10 protein-coding genes are annotated in these 14,796 nt (G+C 62.3%); 7 read left to right on the forward strand and 3 right to left on the reverse strand.

Annotation, left to right across the window (positions count from 1 at the left end; translation table 11 throughout):
• Positions 1-107: 107 nt before the first annotated feature.
• The 3 genes from AC3ITY_RS03810 to AC3ITY_RS03820 all read left to right on the forward strand — a co-directional run bounded on the left by AC3ITY_RS03810 (position 108) and on the right by AC3ITY_RS03820 (position 2,785).
• A complete protein-coding gene (locus tag AC3ITY_RS03810; RefSeq protein ID WP_489307691.1) occupies positions 108-1,256 on the forward strand; it encodes a methyl-accepting chemotaxis protein in 1,149 nt (382 codons plus the stop codon).
• Positions 1,257-1,433: 177 nt separating this feature from the next.
• The gene (locus tag AC3ITY_RS03815) at positions 1,434-2,138 is read left to right on the forward strand and encodes a methyl-accepting chemotaxis protein (protein ID WP_420825132.1); all 705 of its coding nucleotides are present in this window, start codon (positions 1,434-1,436) and stop codon (positions 2,136-2,138) included.
• A gap of 257 nt (positions 2,139-2,395) precedes the next feature.
• The gene (locus AC3ITY_RS03820) at positions 2,396-2,785 is read left to right on the forward strand and encodes a hypothetical protein (protein ID WP_489307692.1); all 390 of its coding nucleotides are present in this window, start codon (positions 2,396-2,398) and stop codon (positions 2,783-2,785) included.
• On the opposite strand, the gene AC3ITY_RS03825 is transcribed toward AC3ITY_RS03820, so the two are convergent.
• Together AC3ITY_RS03825 and cra are read right to left on the reverse strand one after the other, a co-directional pair.
• Positions 2,786-3,562: a TatD family hydrolase gene (locus AC3ITY_RS03825; RefSeq protein WP_489307694.1), complete on the reverse strand. Its 777-nt coding sequence runs from the start codon at positions 3,560-3,562 to the stop codon at positions 2,786-2,788.
• Positions 3,563-3,565: 3 nt separating this feature from the next.
• Complete coding sequence (gene cra / locus AC3ITY_RS03830) at positions 3,566-4,561, reverse strand: catabolite repressor/activator (RefSeq protein ID WP_489307695.1); 996 nt, start codon at positions 4,559-4,561, stop codon at positions 3,566-3,568.
• A 290-nt stretch (positions 4,562-4,851) separates the two neighbouring features.
• Between cra and ptsP the strand changes: the two genes are divergently transcribed.
• The 4 genes from ptsP to AC3ITY_RS03850 all read left to right on the forward strand — a co-directional run bounded on the left by ptsP (position 4,852) and on the right by AC3ITY_RS03850 (position 12,051).
• A complete protein-coding gene (gene ptsP, locus AC3ITY_RS03835; protein ID WP_489307697.1) occupies positions 4,852-7,713 on the forward strand; it encodes a phosphoenolpyruvate--protein phosphotransferase in 2,862 nt (953 codons plus the stop codon).
• Positions 7,713-8,654, forward strand: a complete 942-nt coding sequence (gene pfkB, locus AC3ITY_RS03840; RefSeq protein ID WP_489307699.1) for a 1-phosphofructokinase — start codon at positions 7,713-7,715, stop codon at positions 8,652-8,654. Before ptsP ends, pfkB begins: the two co-directional genes overlap by 1 nt.
• 11 nt (positions 8,655-8,665) lie before the next feature.
• Positions 8,666-10,405 (forward strand): PTS fructose-like transporter subunit IIB, encoded by a 1,740-nt coding sequence (locus tag AC3ITY_RS03845; protein WP_489307700.1) that lies wholly within the window; start codon positions 8,666-8,668, stop codon positions 10,403-10,405.
• A gap of 104 nt (positions 10,406-10,509) precedes the next feature.
• The gene (locus tag AC3ITY_RS03850; RefSeq protein WP_489307702.1) at positions 10,510-12,051 is read left to right on the forward strand and encodes an alkaline phosphatase D family protein; all 1,542 of its coding nucleotides are present in this window, start codon (positions 10,510-10,512) and stop codon (positions 12,049-12,051) included.
• A gap of 129 nt (positions 12,052-12,180) precedes the next feature.
• Here the strand turns inward: AC3ITY_RS03850 and AC3ITY_RS03855 are convergent, their stop codons facing one another.
• Positions 12,181-14,709 (reverse strand): PepSY domain-containing protein, encoded by a 2,529-nt coding sequence (locus AC3ITY_RS03855; protein ID WP_489307703.1) that lies wholly within the window; start codon positions 14,707-14,709, stop codon positions 12,181-12,183.
• Between the last annotated feature and the right edge of the window lie 87 nt (positions 14,710-14,796).

Genomic DNA, 14,796 nt, shown 5'->3' on the forward strand with positions numbered 1-14,796 from the left:
AACCTCCTGCCGATTTAAGTTATACAGAGATAGCGCTGAATAGTGGCTATCTGCCTTCTGTCTGCGCCTGCCAATAAAAAAAATAAGAAATCGAAGGGAGACATACAGTGAAGAGCTTGCTCTATCCCGCTGTCGCACTGATGAACCGTCTGAGCTTCGGCATGAAGTTCAGCCTGATCAGCGTACTGTTCCTGGTGCCGATGCTGGTGACCAACTTCTATCTGGTGCGTGACTCCTACCGCGAATTCCAGGGCACGCGCATCGAACTGCAAAGTCTCGACCTGTTGGGCAGCAGCCTGACGTTGCGGCGCGATCTGGAAACCCTGAACAACCTGGTGCAGATCAATGTCAGCCTCGGCCAATCCGGCAAGGCCGGCAATGTCGAATCGAAAATCAGCACCCTTGAGCAGAATATTCTGACTCGTCTGCAAGGGCTGACGGCGATGACCAGTGACCCGGAGCAGGTCGCGGTGTTTGATGGCAAACGCGATGAAATGATCGCCGCGTTCAAGGCCCAGCAAACGGAAAACTCCCTGCAAAGCAAAAGTGCCTTGATCGGCAAGCTGGTAGGCAGCGCGCAGATTTTCAGCCAGCTCATCACCAGCCAATCAGGCCTCAGTCGCGACAACCAGAGCGACATGCGCCAGTTGAGCGAGCTCGTCACCCTCGTCACTCCACGGGTCACCCAGATCCTGGGCGAAGGTCGGGCAATGGGTTCTTATTCGTTGGGGCAGGGATTCATCAACTCGGCTTCGAGTACCCGTTTCGATGAATTGCTGGCGCAGATTGAAAAGCTCCAGGCCGAGTATGGCCTGAAGTTGCAGGATGCCCTGGGTTCCAGCAAAGCTGCACGCGACACCCTGGCCGCTCAGGCCGATAGCAGCCGGGCATCCTTGAAGAAAGCCAGCGAGCTGTTCGAAGAACAAGTGGTCATGGCCGACACCCTCGATGCGCCGTGGCAGGGTTTTTACGATCAAATCAGCGCCCTGATGGACCAGACTTACCAACTCAACGAAGCAACCCTGAAGTATCTGGGCCCGCAATTGCAGCAACGACTTGAGCAGAACCGCACGCACATGGTCTTGCAGGCCGTGGCGCTGTCGGTCGTGTTTGTGTTGATTTTTTATCTCTACGGCGCTTTTTATGCCTCGACCCGCACCACGCTCAAGCGCCTGGGGGCGGTGATGGACAAGGTGGCGGCTGGCGACATGACCGTGACCTTCAGCGCCCACAGCCGCGATGAGCTGGGGGAGTAGGGCGAGGTGTTCAACGGCACCGTGAAAAAAATCCATGACCTGATCGAGCGGGTGGGGCAGACCGTTAGCGAAGTCGAACGTCAGGCCGGGCAAGTGGAAAGCGTTTCCGCGCAAAGCAACCAGGCCGTCGCCGGGCAACGCACGCAAATCGAACAAGTGGCCACGGCGATGAACCAGATGTCGGCCACTTCTCAGGAAGTGGCGCGCAGTGCCGCCGCGGCGGTGAGCAGTGCCCACAGCGTCAACGACGAGACCATCAGTGGCCGTGGCCTGGTGGAGTCGCAGCAAGGCAGCATTGCCGCGCTGGCCAGCGAGATCGATCAGTCGGTGCTGGTGATCAATCAACTGGCCAGCGATAGCCAGTCCATCAGCCGCGTGCTCGAAGTGATCAAGAGCATCGCCGAGCAGACCAATCTGCTGGCGCTCAATGCCGCCATCGAGGCAGCACGGGCCGGTGAGCAGGGCCGTGGTTTCGCCGTGGTGGCCGATGAAGTCCGGACCCTGGCCAAGCGAACCCAGCAATCGACCGAAGAAATCGAGCAGATGATCGCCAGGCTCCATGGCGGTGTCGGCGCGGCGGTCAAGGCCATGGGCACCAGTCATGAAATGGCCAACGGCACGGTGGGGCAGTCGGAGAAGGTCCAGCGGGCGCTGGAAAACATTCTGGGAGCGGTCGGCATGATCGTCGACCAGAACCAGCAGATTGCCGCCGCCGTGGAGCAACAAACCGCCGTGGCCCACGACATTGACCAGAACATCGTCGAGATCAATCGCGCCGGCGAGCGCACCGCTGAAGGTGCGCATCAGACCGAAGATGCCAGCCGGGCGTTGTCGGCCCAGGTCGTGGAGTTGAAACAGTTGATCAGTGCATTCCGGGTCTGAAAGTCTCCTCGGGACCCTGTGGGAGCGGGCTTGCTCCGGGCGGCGATCCGACGATAGCAATCTTTCAGTCACATTGATGTTGAATGTGCCGCCGTCTTCGCGGGCAAGCCCGCTCCCACGTTTTGGTGTACTGTCGGAAAATTTCGTAATACTTTTTCCTTTTCCAGGTGAGAATCCTCCTGATTCTTTCCGTGCGCTGGATTTTGGATGTCAATCAAGGAAGAGTTACGCGGCTTACTTCATGGAGGAACTTGGTTATGTCTGCTGCAACAATAGGGGTCCAGGGACGCTGTGCGCATTGTCAGCGCACATTGCTGCTTCAACCCTGGCAGCTCAACGCCATTGCGATCAATGAAGCGTTTACCTGTACTCACTGTCAGAAACGCGTTCAGTTACGTTGTCCGGAACAGATCAGGCGCTTCAAGTCCCTCGACTCTTTTTCGCTGTTGCGCGCCAGCCTGCGGATCATGGTCTGCACCGCCTTGCTGGTGGCGTTGGTGATGGAGTGGGTGGGAATGCTCAGCGTCATCGAACAGCTGAATGCTTCGCTGATTGTCATATTCGTGTACTTCGCGGTGATCCGTTATTTCCGCCGGCGCCAGCACCTGACGCTGATCCTGGAAGCCGCAAGGGCTCACGTCGACTGATTACCAGCCGAACACTTCGCAGCTGTTGGCGGTGCTGGCAACCGCCAGTTGTTCCGGGCTGATCGCCATCCATTGCGCCAGTGCCGTGCAGATCGCCGGCAAGTGTGCCGGACTGTTGCGCTGGCCCGGGAACATGGCTGGGGCCATGTCCGGCGAGTCGGTTTCCAGCACCACCGAATCCAGCGGCAGTTCGCCGAGCACGCGGTGCATGCGCAGCGCCTGCGGCCAGGTCGGGGCGCCACCAAGGCCGAGTTTGAAACCGAGCTTGATGTATTCCCGCGCTTCTTCCTGGCTGCCGGCGAAGGCGTGGATGATGCCGGCCCGTTTCAGGCGAAACCGTTTGAGCGTGGCAATCACCGCCGCATGGCTACGCCGCACATGGATCAAGGCCGGAAGGTCGAAGTCCGCCGCCAGTTGCAATTGCGCGTCGAACAACGCCTGCTGGCGGTCACGGTCGAGGGTTTCGATGAAGTAATCCAGGCCGATCTCGCCGACCGCACACAGTTGCCGATGGCCGGCCAATCGGGTCAGCCAGTCAGCGAGTTCGCTCAGGTGTTGCGGGCGATGATCGTCCAGGTACACCGGGTGCAATCCGAACGCGGCGTGCAGGTCGGGATCACTCTGCACCAGCTCCCAGACCCGCTGCCAATTGGCCTGATAAACCCCCAGCACCACCATCCGCCGCACCCCGAGGGCGCGGCTTTCGGCCAGCAGCGCCTGACGGTCGGCATCGAAGTCCGGAAAATCCAGATGGGTGTGGGTGTCGATCAGCTCCACGGTTCAGTCCTGGCGAATACGCTGCTTGAACGTGCGCGCGATGGCTTGCACGCCGGGCCGGTAATCCGACTGCTCGATGGCTGCCAGGGCCAGCGCGAGGGCCTTGTCGGCGATCAACTGGTGTTGCTGGGCCATGGCGTTGACCGGCAGCGGCAGGAAGTCCAGCAACTGGGTGTCGCCGAACGTGCCGAGGCGTAGCGGGCGGTTTTTCAGCGGGAAGTCGTGCAGCGCATCGAACACGCCCTGAAGCAGCACGTAGGATGTGGTCACCAGGGCTTCGGGCAAATGGCCCAGGCGCTGCAGCAACTCTTCCATCAATTGTTTGCCACACTCGCGACTGAAGGACTCACCTTCTTCGATCAGCACCTCACCGTTGAACCCGGCGAGCGCCTCTTTGAAGCCGGCGCAACGTTCCTGGCTGATGCTCAGTTCCGGGCGGGCGCCGATCAGCGCGATCTGTTTGGGCAAGGGATTGAGCAGGCTGCGGGTCAGTTGCAGGCTGGCTTCGCGGTCGTCACTGATCACCGAACAGAAATGCTCGGGTTCCATGACCCGGTCGATGGCAATGATCGGAATGCCCTTGGCCTGCAATTGGCGATAGCTGTCGTCGCCGGCCGGCAGGCAACTGGCAACGATCAGTGCGTCGCAGCGCCGGGCGCGGAACAGTTGCAGCAATTGCCGTTCACTGTCCGGTGCATCGTCGGAACTGGCGATCAGCAACTGATAACCCCGGGCCCGCGCACCTTGCTCCAGCAATTTGGCGATTCGCGCGTAACTGGGGTTTTCCAGATCCGGCAGAATGAACCCCAATGTGCGGGTGTGTCGGCTGCGCAAACCGGCGGCCTGTGGGTTAGGCGTGAAGCCATGCAGTTCGACGACCGCGCGCACGCGTTCGACGGTAGCGCTGCTGATGCGCTGTTGTTCGGCCTTGCCATTGATGACATAGCTGGCGGTGGTGACGGACACACCGGCCAACTGGGCGATATCACTGAGTTTCAACCCGCTGTTTCCTTGTTTTTTCGAGATTGCCTCGACATTTTCGTCAATCCTAACCGATTAAGGCAGGCGACCATTGTCGCAACGTATCCGACAAGTTGGACTTCAAGGATGGGCCAATATCGAGTAACGTGCCAACTGATCTAGATTAAACGTTTCAGCAAGCGTATTTTCTACGTTTTATGCGCCTTTGGCCGGTTCTGCCATGAAACCGCCAAAAGCGATGACCAAGCGCCTAAGCTGACTCATTCAAAACAATACCTGGTGCCCCAAGGCGCCAAAAAGGAGAAAGCATGCTCGAGCTCACTGTAGAGCAGATTTCCATGGGCCAGTCGGCTGTGGATAAGTCCGCAGCGCTGCAATTGCTGGCCCGGCACCTGGTCGCCGACGGCCTGGTTGCCGAGGGTTATCTCGCCGGTTTGCAGGCGCGGGAAGCCCAGGGCTCGACCTTTCTCGGTCAAGGTATTGCCATCCCCCACGGTACGCCCGAAACCCGCGACCTGGTGTTTACCACCGGCGTGCGTTTGATGCAGTTTCCTGATGGCGTGGACTGGGGCGATGGTCATATCGTTTACCTGGCGATCGGTATCGCCGCCAAATCCGATGAACACCTGCGCCTGTTGCAGTTGCTCACCCGCGCTCTCGGCGAGACTGACCTGGGCCAGGCCCTGCGTCGCGCCGGTTCCGCCGAAGCCTTGCTAAAGTTGCTGCAAGGCGCGCCGCAGGAGCTGGCACTGGATGCGCAGATGATCGGCCTCGGTGTGGCGGCCGAAGATTTCGAAGAGTTGGTCTGGCGCGGCGCACGTCTGTTGCGGCAGGCCGACTGCGTGAGCAACGGTTTCTCCGCCGTGCTGCAGCAGGTTGAAGCGCTGCCCCTGGGCGATGGCCTGTGGTGGCTGCACAGCGAGCAGACGGTGAAGCGTCCAGGCCTGGCCTTCGTCACCCCGGACAGACCGCTGCGCTATCTCGGCCAGCCGCTCAATGGACTGTTCTGCCTGGCCAGCCTCGGTGAGGCCCATCAAGCCCTGCTCGAACGCCTGTGCGCGTTGTTGATCGAAGGGCGTGGTCATGAATTGGGGCGCGCCACCAGCAGCCGCAAAGTCCTCGAAGTGCTCGGTGGCGAAGTGCCCGCCGACTGGCCCAGCGCGCGAATTGCATTGGCCAACGCCCACGGTTTGCATGCACGGCCGGCGAAAATCCTCGCGCAACTGGCAAAGAGTTTTGACGGTGACATCCGCGTGCGCATCGTCGATGGCCACGACAGCGCGGTGTCGGTAAAGAGCTTGAGCAAGTTGCTCAGCCTCGGCGCCCGTCGTGGGCAGATCCTGGAAATCATCGCCGAACCGGACATCGCGGCGGATGCGTTGCCGGCCTTGTTGGCCGCCATCGAAGAAGGCCTCGGTGAGGAAGTCGAACCGCTGCCGCCGGTAAGCCAGGCGCGCGAAGTCGTTGCCGATATGGCCGAAGTGATCCTCGCCCCGGTGTCAGGCAGCGTGGTTCAGGCGATTGCCGCGGCTCCAGGGATCGCCATCGGCCCGGCGCATATTCAAGTGCTGAAAACCATCGATTACCCGTTGCGCGGCGAGTCCGCCGGCATCGAGCGTGAGCGTCTCCAGCAAGCCCTGGCGCAGGTACGCCGTGACATCCAGGGCCTGATCGAGCGCAGCAAGAGCAAAGCCATCCGCGAAATCTTCATCACCCACCAGGAGATGCTCGACGACCCGGAACTGACCGATGAGGTCGATACGCGCCTCAAGCAGGGCGAAAGCGCCGAGGCGGCGTGGATGGCGGTGATTGAAGCGGCGGCCCGGCAGCAGGAAGCGTTGCAGGATGCCTTGCTCGCCGAGCGAGCGGCCGACTTGCGCGACATCGGACGTCGGGTGTTGATGCAGCTCAGCGGCATCGAAACCCCGAGCGAACCGGACCAACCGTACATTCTGGTGATGGACGAGGTCGGCCCGTCCGACGTCGCGCGTCTCGATCCGGCTCGCGTGGCGGGGATTCTCACCGCCCGGGGTGGCGCTACGGCGCACAGTGCGATTGTCGCCCGGGCCCTGGGCATTCCGGCCCTGGTCGGCGCCGGCCCTGGCGTGTTGCTGCTGGCGCCGGGCACGCCGTTGCTGCTCGATGGCCAGCGGGGTCGCCTGCATGTGGACGCTGACGCGGCGACCTTGCAACGCGCCACGGCCGAACGCGATACCCGCGAGCAACGCTTAAAGGCGGCTGCGGAGCGGCGCCATCAACCAGCTCTGACCACCGATGGCCACGCCGTCGAAGTGTTCGCCAACATTGGTGAAAGCGCTGGTGTGACCGGCGCGGTCGAGCAGGGCGCCGAAGGCGTTGGCCTGTTGCGCACCGAACTGATTTTCATGGCCCACCCACAGGCGCCCGACGAAGCGACCCAGGAAATCGAGTACCGCCGCGTCCTCGACGGTCTGGCCGGGCGGCCGTTGGTGGTGCGTACCCTCGATGTCGGTGGCGACAAACCGCTGCCGTACTGGCCGATTGCGAAGGAAGAAAACCCCTTCCTCGGCGTGCGCGGCATTCGCCTGACCTTGCAGCGCCCGCAGATCATGGAAGCGCAACTGCGCGCCTTGCTGCGGGCTGCCGACAACCGGCCGCTGCGGATCATGTTCCCGATGGTGGGCAGCGTCGACGAGTGGCGCCAGGCCCGTGACATGACCGAACGCCTGCGCCAGGAAATCCCGGTCGCCGATCTGCAGCTGGGGATCATGATCGAAGTGCCGTCGGCGGCATTGCTGGCGCCGGTGCTGGCCAAAGAGGTCGACTTTTTCAGCGTCGGTACCAATGACCTGACCCAATACACCCTGGCCATCGACCGTGGCCATCCGACGCTGTCGGCCCAGGCCGATGGCTTGCATCCGGCGGTGCTGCAACTGATCGACATCACTGTGCGCGCGGCCCATGCCCACGGCAAATGGGTCGGTGTGTGCGGTGAGCTGGCGGCCGACCCGCTGGCGGTGCCGGTGCTGGTCGGCCTCGGGGTGGATGAGCTCAGCGTCGGGGCGCGCAGCATTGCCGAAGTCAAGGCGCGGATTCGCGAACTGGGCTTCACTCAGACTCAAACCCTTGCCCGCCAGGCCCTGGCCGTGGGCAGCGCCAATGAAGTGCGCGCATTAGTGGAGGCCCTGTAATGGCCCGGATTCTCACCCTGACCCTCAACCCGGCGCTGGACCTGACCGTCCAGTTGCCGCGCCTTGAAGCCGGCCAGGTCAACCGCAGCGATGTGATGCACACCCACGCCGCCGGCAAAGGCGTGAACGTGGCGCAAGTGCTGGCGGACCTCGGGCATCAGTTGACCGTCAGTGGCTTTCTTGGCGAAGACAACCTGCAAGCGTTCGAAACATTGTTCGCCAAGCGCGGTTTTGTCGATGCCTTCATCCGTGTTCCGGGCGAGACCCGCAGCAATATCAAACTGGCGGAAAGCGACGGCCGCATCACCGACATCAACGGGCCGGGGCCGCAGGTCAGCGAAGCGGCGCAGCAGGCCTTGATGGATCGACTGGAGCAGATTGCCCCGGGGCACGATGTGGTGGTGGTCGCCGGAAGCTTGCCGTTGGGCGTCAGTGCGCAATGGTTGCAGGCGTTGATCTTGCGCTTGAAGAACCTGGGTCTGAACGTAGCCCTCGACACCAGCGGCGAGGCGTTGCGTGCAGCGCTGAAAGCCGGACCATGGCTGATCAAGCCCAACACTGAAGAGCTGGCCGAGGTGCTGGGCTGCGAGGTCGTGTCGGTCAGCGCCCAGGCCACAGCGGCGGAGCGATTGCACGCCCAAGGCATCGAGCATGTGGTGATTTCCCATGGTGCCGAGGGTGTGAACTGGTTCAGCGTCGGCTCGGCGCTGCATGCCACGCCACCCAAGGTCAGCGTCGCCAGCACGGTGGGCGCAGGTGATTCGTTGCTGGCGGGGATACTCCACGGTTTGCTAAGTGCCGATACGCCGGAGCAGACCTTGCGCACCGCCACGGCGATTGCCGCGATGGCAGTGACCCAGATCGGTTTCGGCATTGGCGACGCAGCGCAACTGGCGCAGCTTGAACAGGGTGTGCGCGTGCGTCCCCTGACAGAACAATAAGAGGGTTTGTCATGAAGTTAGCCATCGTTACGGCCTGCCCGAACGGCATGGTCACCAGTGTGCTGTGTGCCCGGCTGCTCGATGCCGCGGCCCAGCGTCAGGGCTGGAGCACCAGTGTCGAAGTCACCGATGTCGCGCATCCCGAAAAGCAGCTGTCGGCGGCTACCCTCGACGCGGCCGAGTGGGTGTTGCTGGTGACCAGCGCGCCCGTGGACATGTCGCGGTTTGTCGGCAAGCGGCTGTTCCAGAGTACCCCGGCCCAGGCCCTGCAAGACGTGGAAGCCGTGCTGCGGCGTGGAGCGCAGGACGCTCAGGTTTACGCCGCCGAAGAGGCCGTCGTCGAACCGGTGGCGGTTGTCCAGAACACGCCGCGACTGGTGGCCGTCACCGCGTGCCCGACAGGCGTAGCCCACACGTTCATGGCTGCCGAAGCCTTGCAGCAAGCGGCCAAGCGCCTGGGCTATGACTTGCAAGTGGAAACCCAGGGCTCGGTCGGCGCGCGCAATCCATTGAGCGCGCAAGCCATTGCCGAGGCCGATGTGGTGCTGCTGGCGGCCGATATCGAAGTCGCCACCGAGCGTTTCGCCGGCAAGAAAATCTATCGCTGTGGCACCGGCATTGCCCTCAAGCAAGCCGAAGCGACCTTGAAAAAGGCCTTGGCCGAAGGCCAGCAGGAAAGCGCATCGAGCGCTGCCAAGACAACGGCCAAGCAGGAGAAGACGGGCGTCTATAAACACCTGCTGACCGGCGTGTCGTTCATGTTGCCGATGGTGGTGGCCGGTGGCTTGATGATCGCCTTGTCGTTCGTGTTCGGTATCACCGCGTTCAAGGAAGAGGGCACTCTGGCGGCGGCATTGATGCAGATCGGTGGCGACAGCGCATTCAAGCTGATGGTGCCGCTGCTGGCAGGCTATATCGCCTATTCCATCGCCGACCGTCCGGGCCTCGCGCCGGGGATGATCGGCGGACTGCTGGCGAGCACCTTGGGCGCCGGTTTCATCGGCGGGATCATCGCCGGTTTCCTTGCCGGTTATGCGGCCAGGGCGATCAACCGTTATGCGCGGTTGCCGCAAAGCCTTGAGGCGCTGAAGCCGATCCTGATCATCCCGTTGCTGGCGAGTCTGTTCACCGGTCTGGTGATGATCTACGTGGTCGGCAAACCGGTCGCCGGGATGCTTGCCGGGCTTACGCATTTCCTCGACAGCATGGGCACCACCAACGCGATTCTGCTTGGGGTGCTGCTGGGCGGCATGATGTGCGTCGACCTCGGTGGGCCGATCAACAAGGCGGCCTATGCGTTTTCGGTGGGCTTGCTAGCGTCGCAGAGTTACGCGCCGATGGCGGCGACCATGGCCGCCGGCATGGTGCCGCCGATCGGCCTGGGCATCGCCACGTTCATTGCCCGACGCAAGTTCGCCCAGACCGAACGCGAGGCCGGTAAAGCAGCGCTGGTGCTGGGACTGTGCTTCATCTCCGAAGGGGCGATTCCGTTTGCGGCGAAAGACCCGTTGCGGGTGATTCCGGCGAGCATCGCCGGCGGTGCGCTGACCGGTGCACTGTCGATGTATTTCGGCTGTAAATTGATGGCGCCCCACGGTGGGTTGTTCGTGTTGGCGATCCCGAATGCGATCAACCATGCGCTGCTTTATTTGTTGGCGATTGTGGCGGGGAGCCTGTTGACGGCGGTGGTGTATGCGCTGGTGAAACGGCCGGAGACGGTGGAGTTGGCGGTAGAACCCGTCACTGCCTGACACCTGCCCCTGTGGGAGCGAGCAAGCCCGCTCCCACAAGGGATCTGTGTCATGCCAGGGTCATAGGTCCATGCTTTAGTTTTTCCTTTTTCAGGGAGAACACCATGAGCGATTTCAACCTCGGGCGCCGTCGTGTCATGCAAGCGGTCGGCGCCGGGCTGTTGTTGCCGGGGCTGGCGCCGGCGGTGATCGCTTCGGTCAAGGACCGGCCGCAACTCACCGACGGCGTGCAGTCCGGCGACCTGCTGGGCGACCGGGCGATCATCTGGAGCCGCTGCGACCGCCCCGCACGGATGGTGGTGGAGTGGGACACCCGCAGCCTGTTTCCCAACCCTCGGCGATTCGTCTCGCCCCTGGCCGATGCGCGCACCGATTTCACTGCCCGGGTCGAACTCACCGGGCTGCCCGCTGACCAGGCGATTTTCTATCGCGTGCAGTTTGAAGACGCCCAGAGCGGCGTCGCCAGCGAGCCCTGGTTCGGTCACTTGCGCAGCGTGCCGCAAACCCGGCGCGACATCCGTTTCGTCTGGAGCGGCGACACCGTCGGCCAGGGCTTCGGCATCAACCCGGACATTGGTGGTATGCGCATTTACGACGCCATGCGCCTGCGTCTGCCAGACTTTTTTATCCACAGCGGCGACACCATTTACGCCGACAGCCCGATCCCGGCACAGCTCGCCTCAGAAGGCGGCCGGGTGTGGCGCAACATCACCACCGAGGCCAAGAGCAAAGTCGCCGAAACCCTCGATGAGTATCGCGGCAACTATCGCTACAACCTGATGGACGAAAACATCCGTCGCTTCAACGCCGAGGTCCCGCAGATCTGGCAGTGGGACGACCATGAAGTGGTGAACAACTGGTCGCCGGGCAAGCAGCTGGATGCGCGTTATCAGGACAAAGATATCCACAGCCTGGTGGGCCGCGCACGCCAGGCCTGGCTCGAATACGCGCCGATGCGTTTGCAGAGTGGCGATGGCGGCGGGCGGATCTATCGCAAGCTTGGTTACGGGCCGCTGCTCGATGTTTTTGTGCTCGACATGCGCAGCTATCGCGGGGCCAACGATGACAATCTGGGCGCTGAAAAACCCTTCCTCGGTCGTGAGCAACTGGACTGGCTCAAGCGCGAAATGCAGGCCTCGAACGCGCAATGGAAAGTGATCGCTGCCGACATGCCCATTGGCCTCGGCGTGCCCGACGGCGAGGTCAGCCCCGGTGTCGCGCGTTGGGAAGCGGTGGCCAACGGTGACCCCGGCCCAGCCCAGGGGCGTGAACTCGAGATCGCCGAACTGCTCGGTTTTCTGCGGGCGCAACAGGTGCGCAATTTCCTGTTCCTGACCGCGGATGTGCATTACTGCGCGGCCCATCATTACCATCCGGATCGGGCGGCGTTCCAGGATTTCGAACCGTTCTGGGAGTTCGTCGCCGGGCCATTGAATGCCGGCAGTTTCGGACCGAACCAGTTGGACAAAACCTTCGGCCCCGAAGTGGTGTTCGAAAAGGCGCCACCCGCGCAGAACGTCTCGCCGTTTGCCGGGTTTCAGTTTTTTGGCGAGGTGAATATCGATGGGCAGAGCGGGGAGTTGAGCGTGGTGTTGCGGGATCTGGATGGGGTGTCTGTATTCGAGCAGAAGTTGCAGCCAGTTTGACCGGCACCGGGTACCTGTAGGAGCGAGCTTGCTCGCGATGAACCTGAGGATAACGCGCTCATCCTGTATGAACGCGTCATCGTTAACGACCATCGCGAGCAAGCTCGCTCCTACAGGGAACTCAGTGAATCAGTAAACGTCGCGGCGGTAGCGGCCCTGTTCGATCAGGCGCTCCACTTCGGCAGCGCCCAGCACCTCGTCGAGCACCTGGTCCACACATGAAGCCATGCCTTGAAGGCTGCCGCAGATGTAGATCACCGCACCGTCCGCCAGCCACTTCTTGAGCTCGGCTGCCGATTCACGCAGGCGATCCTGTACGTAAATCTTTTCGGCCTGGTCGCGGGAAAACGCCAGGTCGAGGCGCGCCAGATCACCATTGATCAGCCACTCCTCCAGCTCCTTTTGGCACAGGTAGTCGTGCTCGCGATGGCGCTCGCCAAACAACAGCCAGTGACGTTGCTGACCATTGGCAATCCGGGCCTTGAGCAGGCTGCGCAACCCGGCCAGCCCCGTGCCATTGCCCAGCAGGATCATCGGCACCGGTTGGGCCGGCAGATGGAAACCACTGTTGCGCCGAACGCGCAAGCTAACGGAGCTGCCCACCGGCGCGTATTCGGTCAACCAGCCGGAGCCGACGCCGAGGTTGCCGTCGGCATGCACTTCCTGGCGCACGATCAATTCCAGTACGCCATCGGCCGGGATCGACGCAATGGAATACTCGCGCATGGCCAACGGCACGAGGGCTTCTGCCAGCGCTTGGGCGTGCAGCCCGACCAGATGGGCGCGGTTCTCCGGCAACTGGCGGCTGGCCAGGGCCTGTTCGAGGGTTTCTTCCAGGCCGTTGAGTTGCACCTTGGTTTCACCGTGGATCCCCAGGCCGTCGAGGAAATGTTCGATGGCCCAAGGGCAATTGCGCGGCATCACTTCCACCAGGTCGCCCGCCAGCCAGCTGCTGGTGGAAGGAGGCTTGAGGCCCAACAAGTACACCGGCGAACCACTGCTGTCCGGGTTGAGCAGTTCACGACGCAGCAGGGTCCAGTTGTCGTAGCTGGGCGCTTGCCAGGTATCCACGGGGGCCTGTCCGGTCAACAGGCCCAGTTGCTGCTGCCAGTGACGCAAGGCATAAGGGTCACCGCTGTCGACCTCCACCGGGGCGAACAGGGTCTTTGCGCCATGTTCGCCCAGCCAGGCGTGCAGGCGTTTGGCGAAACCGCAGAAGTGTTGATACTGCCGGTCGCCCAACCCAAGGACGGCATAATTCAGGCGTCCCAGGCTCGGTGCCCGGCCCAGTACCTTGCGTTCGAAACCGCGAGCGCTGTCCGGTGCTTCGCCGTCGCCGAAGGTGCTGACGACGAACAAGGCATTGTTCGATTCATGCAAGTCCTGCTCGCTGACATCTGCCAAAGGCTGCACTTTCACGGGCAAGCCAGCGGCCTGCAATTGCCCGGCGGTTTTCCATGCCAGCTGTTCGGCAAAACCACTTTGGCTGGCGAAGCCGATCAGCCACGCCGGCGCATCGCTGGCGGGTTGCACGAGATCTTTGCGCGCATCCTTGATCTGGCGTTTTTTGCGCCGACGATCCAGGTACAGCATCCAGCCGGTGACGAAGAACAGCGGCATGGTCAGCGCGGTGAGGGTCAGGATGATGCGCCCGACGATGCCGAAGTAACTGCCGACGTGCAGCGCATAGATGCTGGTCAGCAGTTGCGCCTTGAGGCTCTTGTCGCTGTAGCGATCAACCCGTTTGACCACGCCGGTGGCCGGGTCGAGGGTGATCTGGTTCAGGGCGCGGTCGTGAGGCGAAGTTTTCAGCAGGAAGTAAACGGTCGCTGACTGGCCGGCCACGGGCGGCATGCGCACGTTATAGGAACTGAGTTGCGGACCGGCTGCGCTGTAGATGCTGCTCCACATCGCCGCGTAATCGGCCGTCGGTGCCGGACCGCTCGGCGCAGGGCCACGTCCGCCGCGAACGCGTTCGCTCTGCGGTGAGTCGGAGAGCAACCGGGTCAGGCCCTTGTTGTACCACTCGTAGGACCAGGACAACCCGGTCAGCGCTGCCATGAGGTAAAACACCAGGCACCAGGTGCCGGCCACCGAGTGCAGATCCCAGTTGAAGCTGCGGCCCTTTTTCTTCCAGTCCAGTGTCAGCCAGGCGCGCCAGCTTTTCCATTGGCGAGGCCAGCGCAGGTACAGGCCGGACAGGCAGAAGAACACCAGGATCAGCGTGCACGCGCCGGTGATCTGCCGGCCTGTGTCGCCCATGGCGAGGAAGCGGTGCAGTTGCAGCATCAGGCCGAAGAAGTCCTGGCCGGCGGCGTCGCCGAGGAACTCGGCGGTGTACGGGTCGAAGTAGCGCATCTCACCACGGCGTTCACCCGGCGGCGGGGTGAACCACACTTTGGCGGCGTTGCCGCTGTCGGTTTCCACCGTGAGCATCGAGACTTTTTTGCCTGACACGGCTTCGATTCGCTCCACCAGTTCGGCGGGTGGCAGCACACCGGCGACCTGTTTTTCGACCTGCAACACAGAAGGGTTGAATGTACTCAGGATTTCATCCTGAAACGACACCACCGCCCCGGTGATGCCCATCAGGGCCAGGACCAGCCCGGCGCTGATGCCGAAAAACCAGTGCAACTGGAACAGGGTTTTCTTCAACACGTCGCTCGCCTTGTTCGTTCAAATTGATTCACCACGGCGCGCATTATGCCGTGGGGTTGTCGAGAAGCATTCTTTTTTACGCACAAA

This window comes from Pseudomonas sp. GL_091, assembly GCF_057837725.1.

Coding starts and splice junctions, on each gene's coding strand:
- ptsP (WP_489307697.1), top strand. CDS start 4,852: ATGCTCGAGCTCACTGTAGAGCAGATTTCCATGGGCCAGTCGGCTGTG.
- AC3ITY_RS03820 (WP_489307692.1), top strand. CDS start 2,396: ATGTCTGCTGCAACAATAGGGGTCCAGGGACGCTGTGCGCATTGTCAG.
- AC3ITY_RS03815 (WP_420825132.1), top strand. CDS start 1,434: ATGTCGGCCACTTCTCAGGAAGTGGCGCGCAGTGCCGCCGCGGCGGTG.
- pfkB (WP_489307699.1), top strand. CDS start 7,713: ATGGCCCGGATTCTCACCCTGACCCTCAACCCGGCGCTGGACCTGACC.
- AC3ITY_RS03850 (WP_489307702.1), top strand. CDS start 10,510: ATGAGCGATTTCAACCTCGGGCGCCGTCGTGTCATGCAAGCGGTCGGC.
- AC3ITY_RS03845 (WP_489307700.1), top strand. CDS start 8,666: ATGAAGTTAGCCATCGTTACGGCCTGCCCGAACGGCATGGTCACCAGT.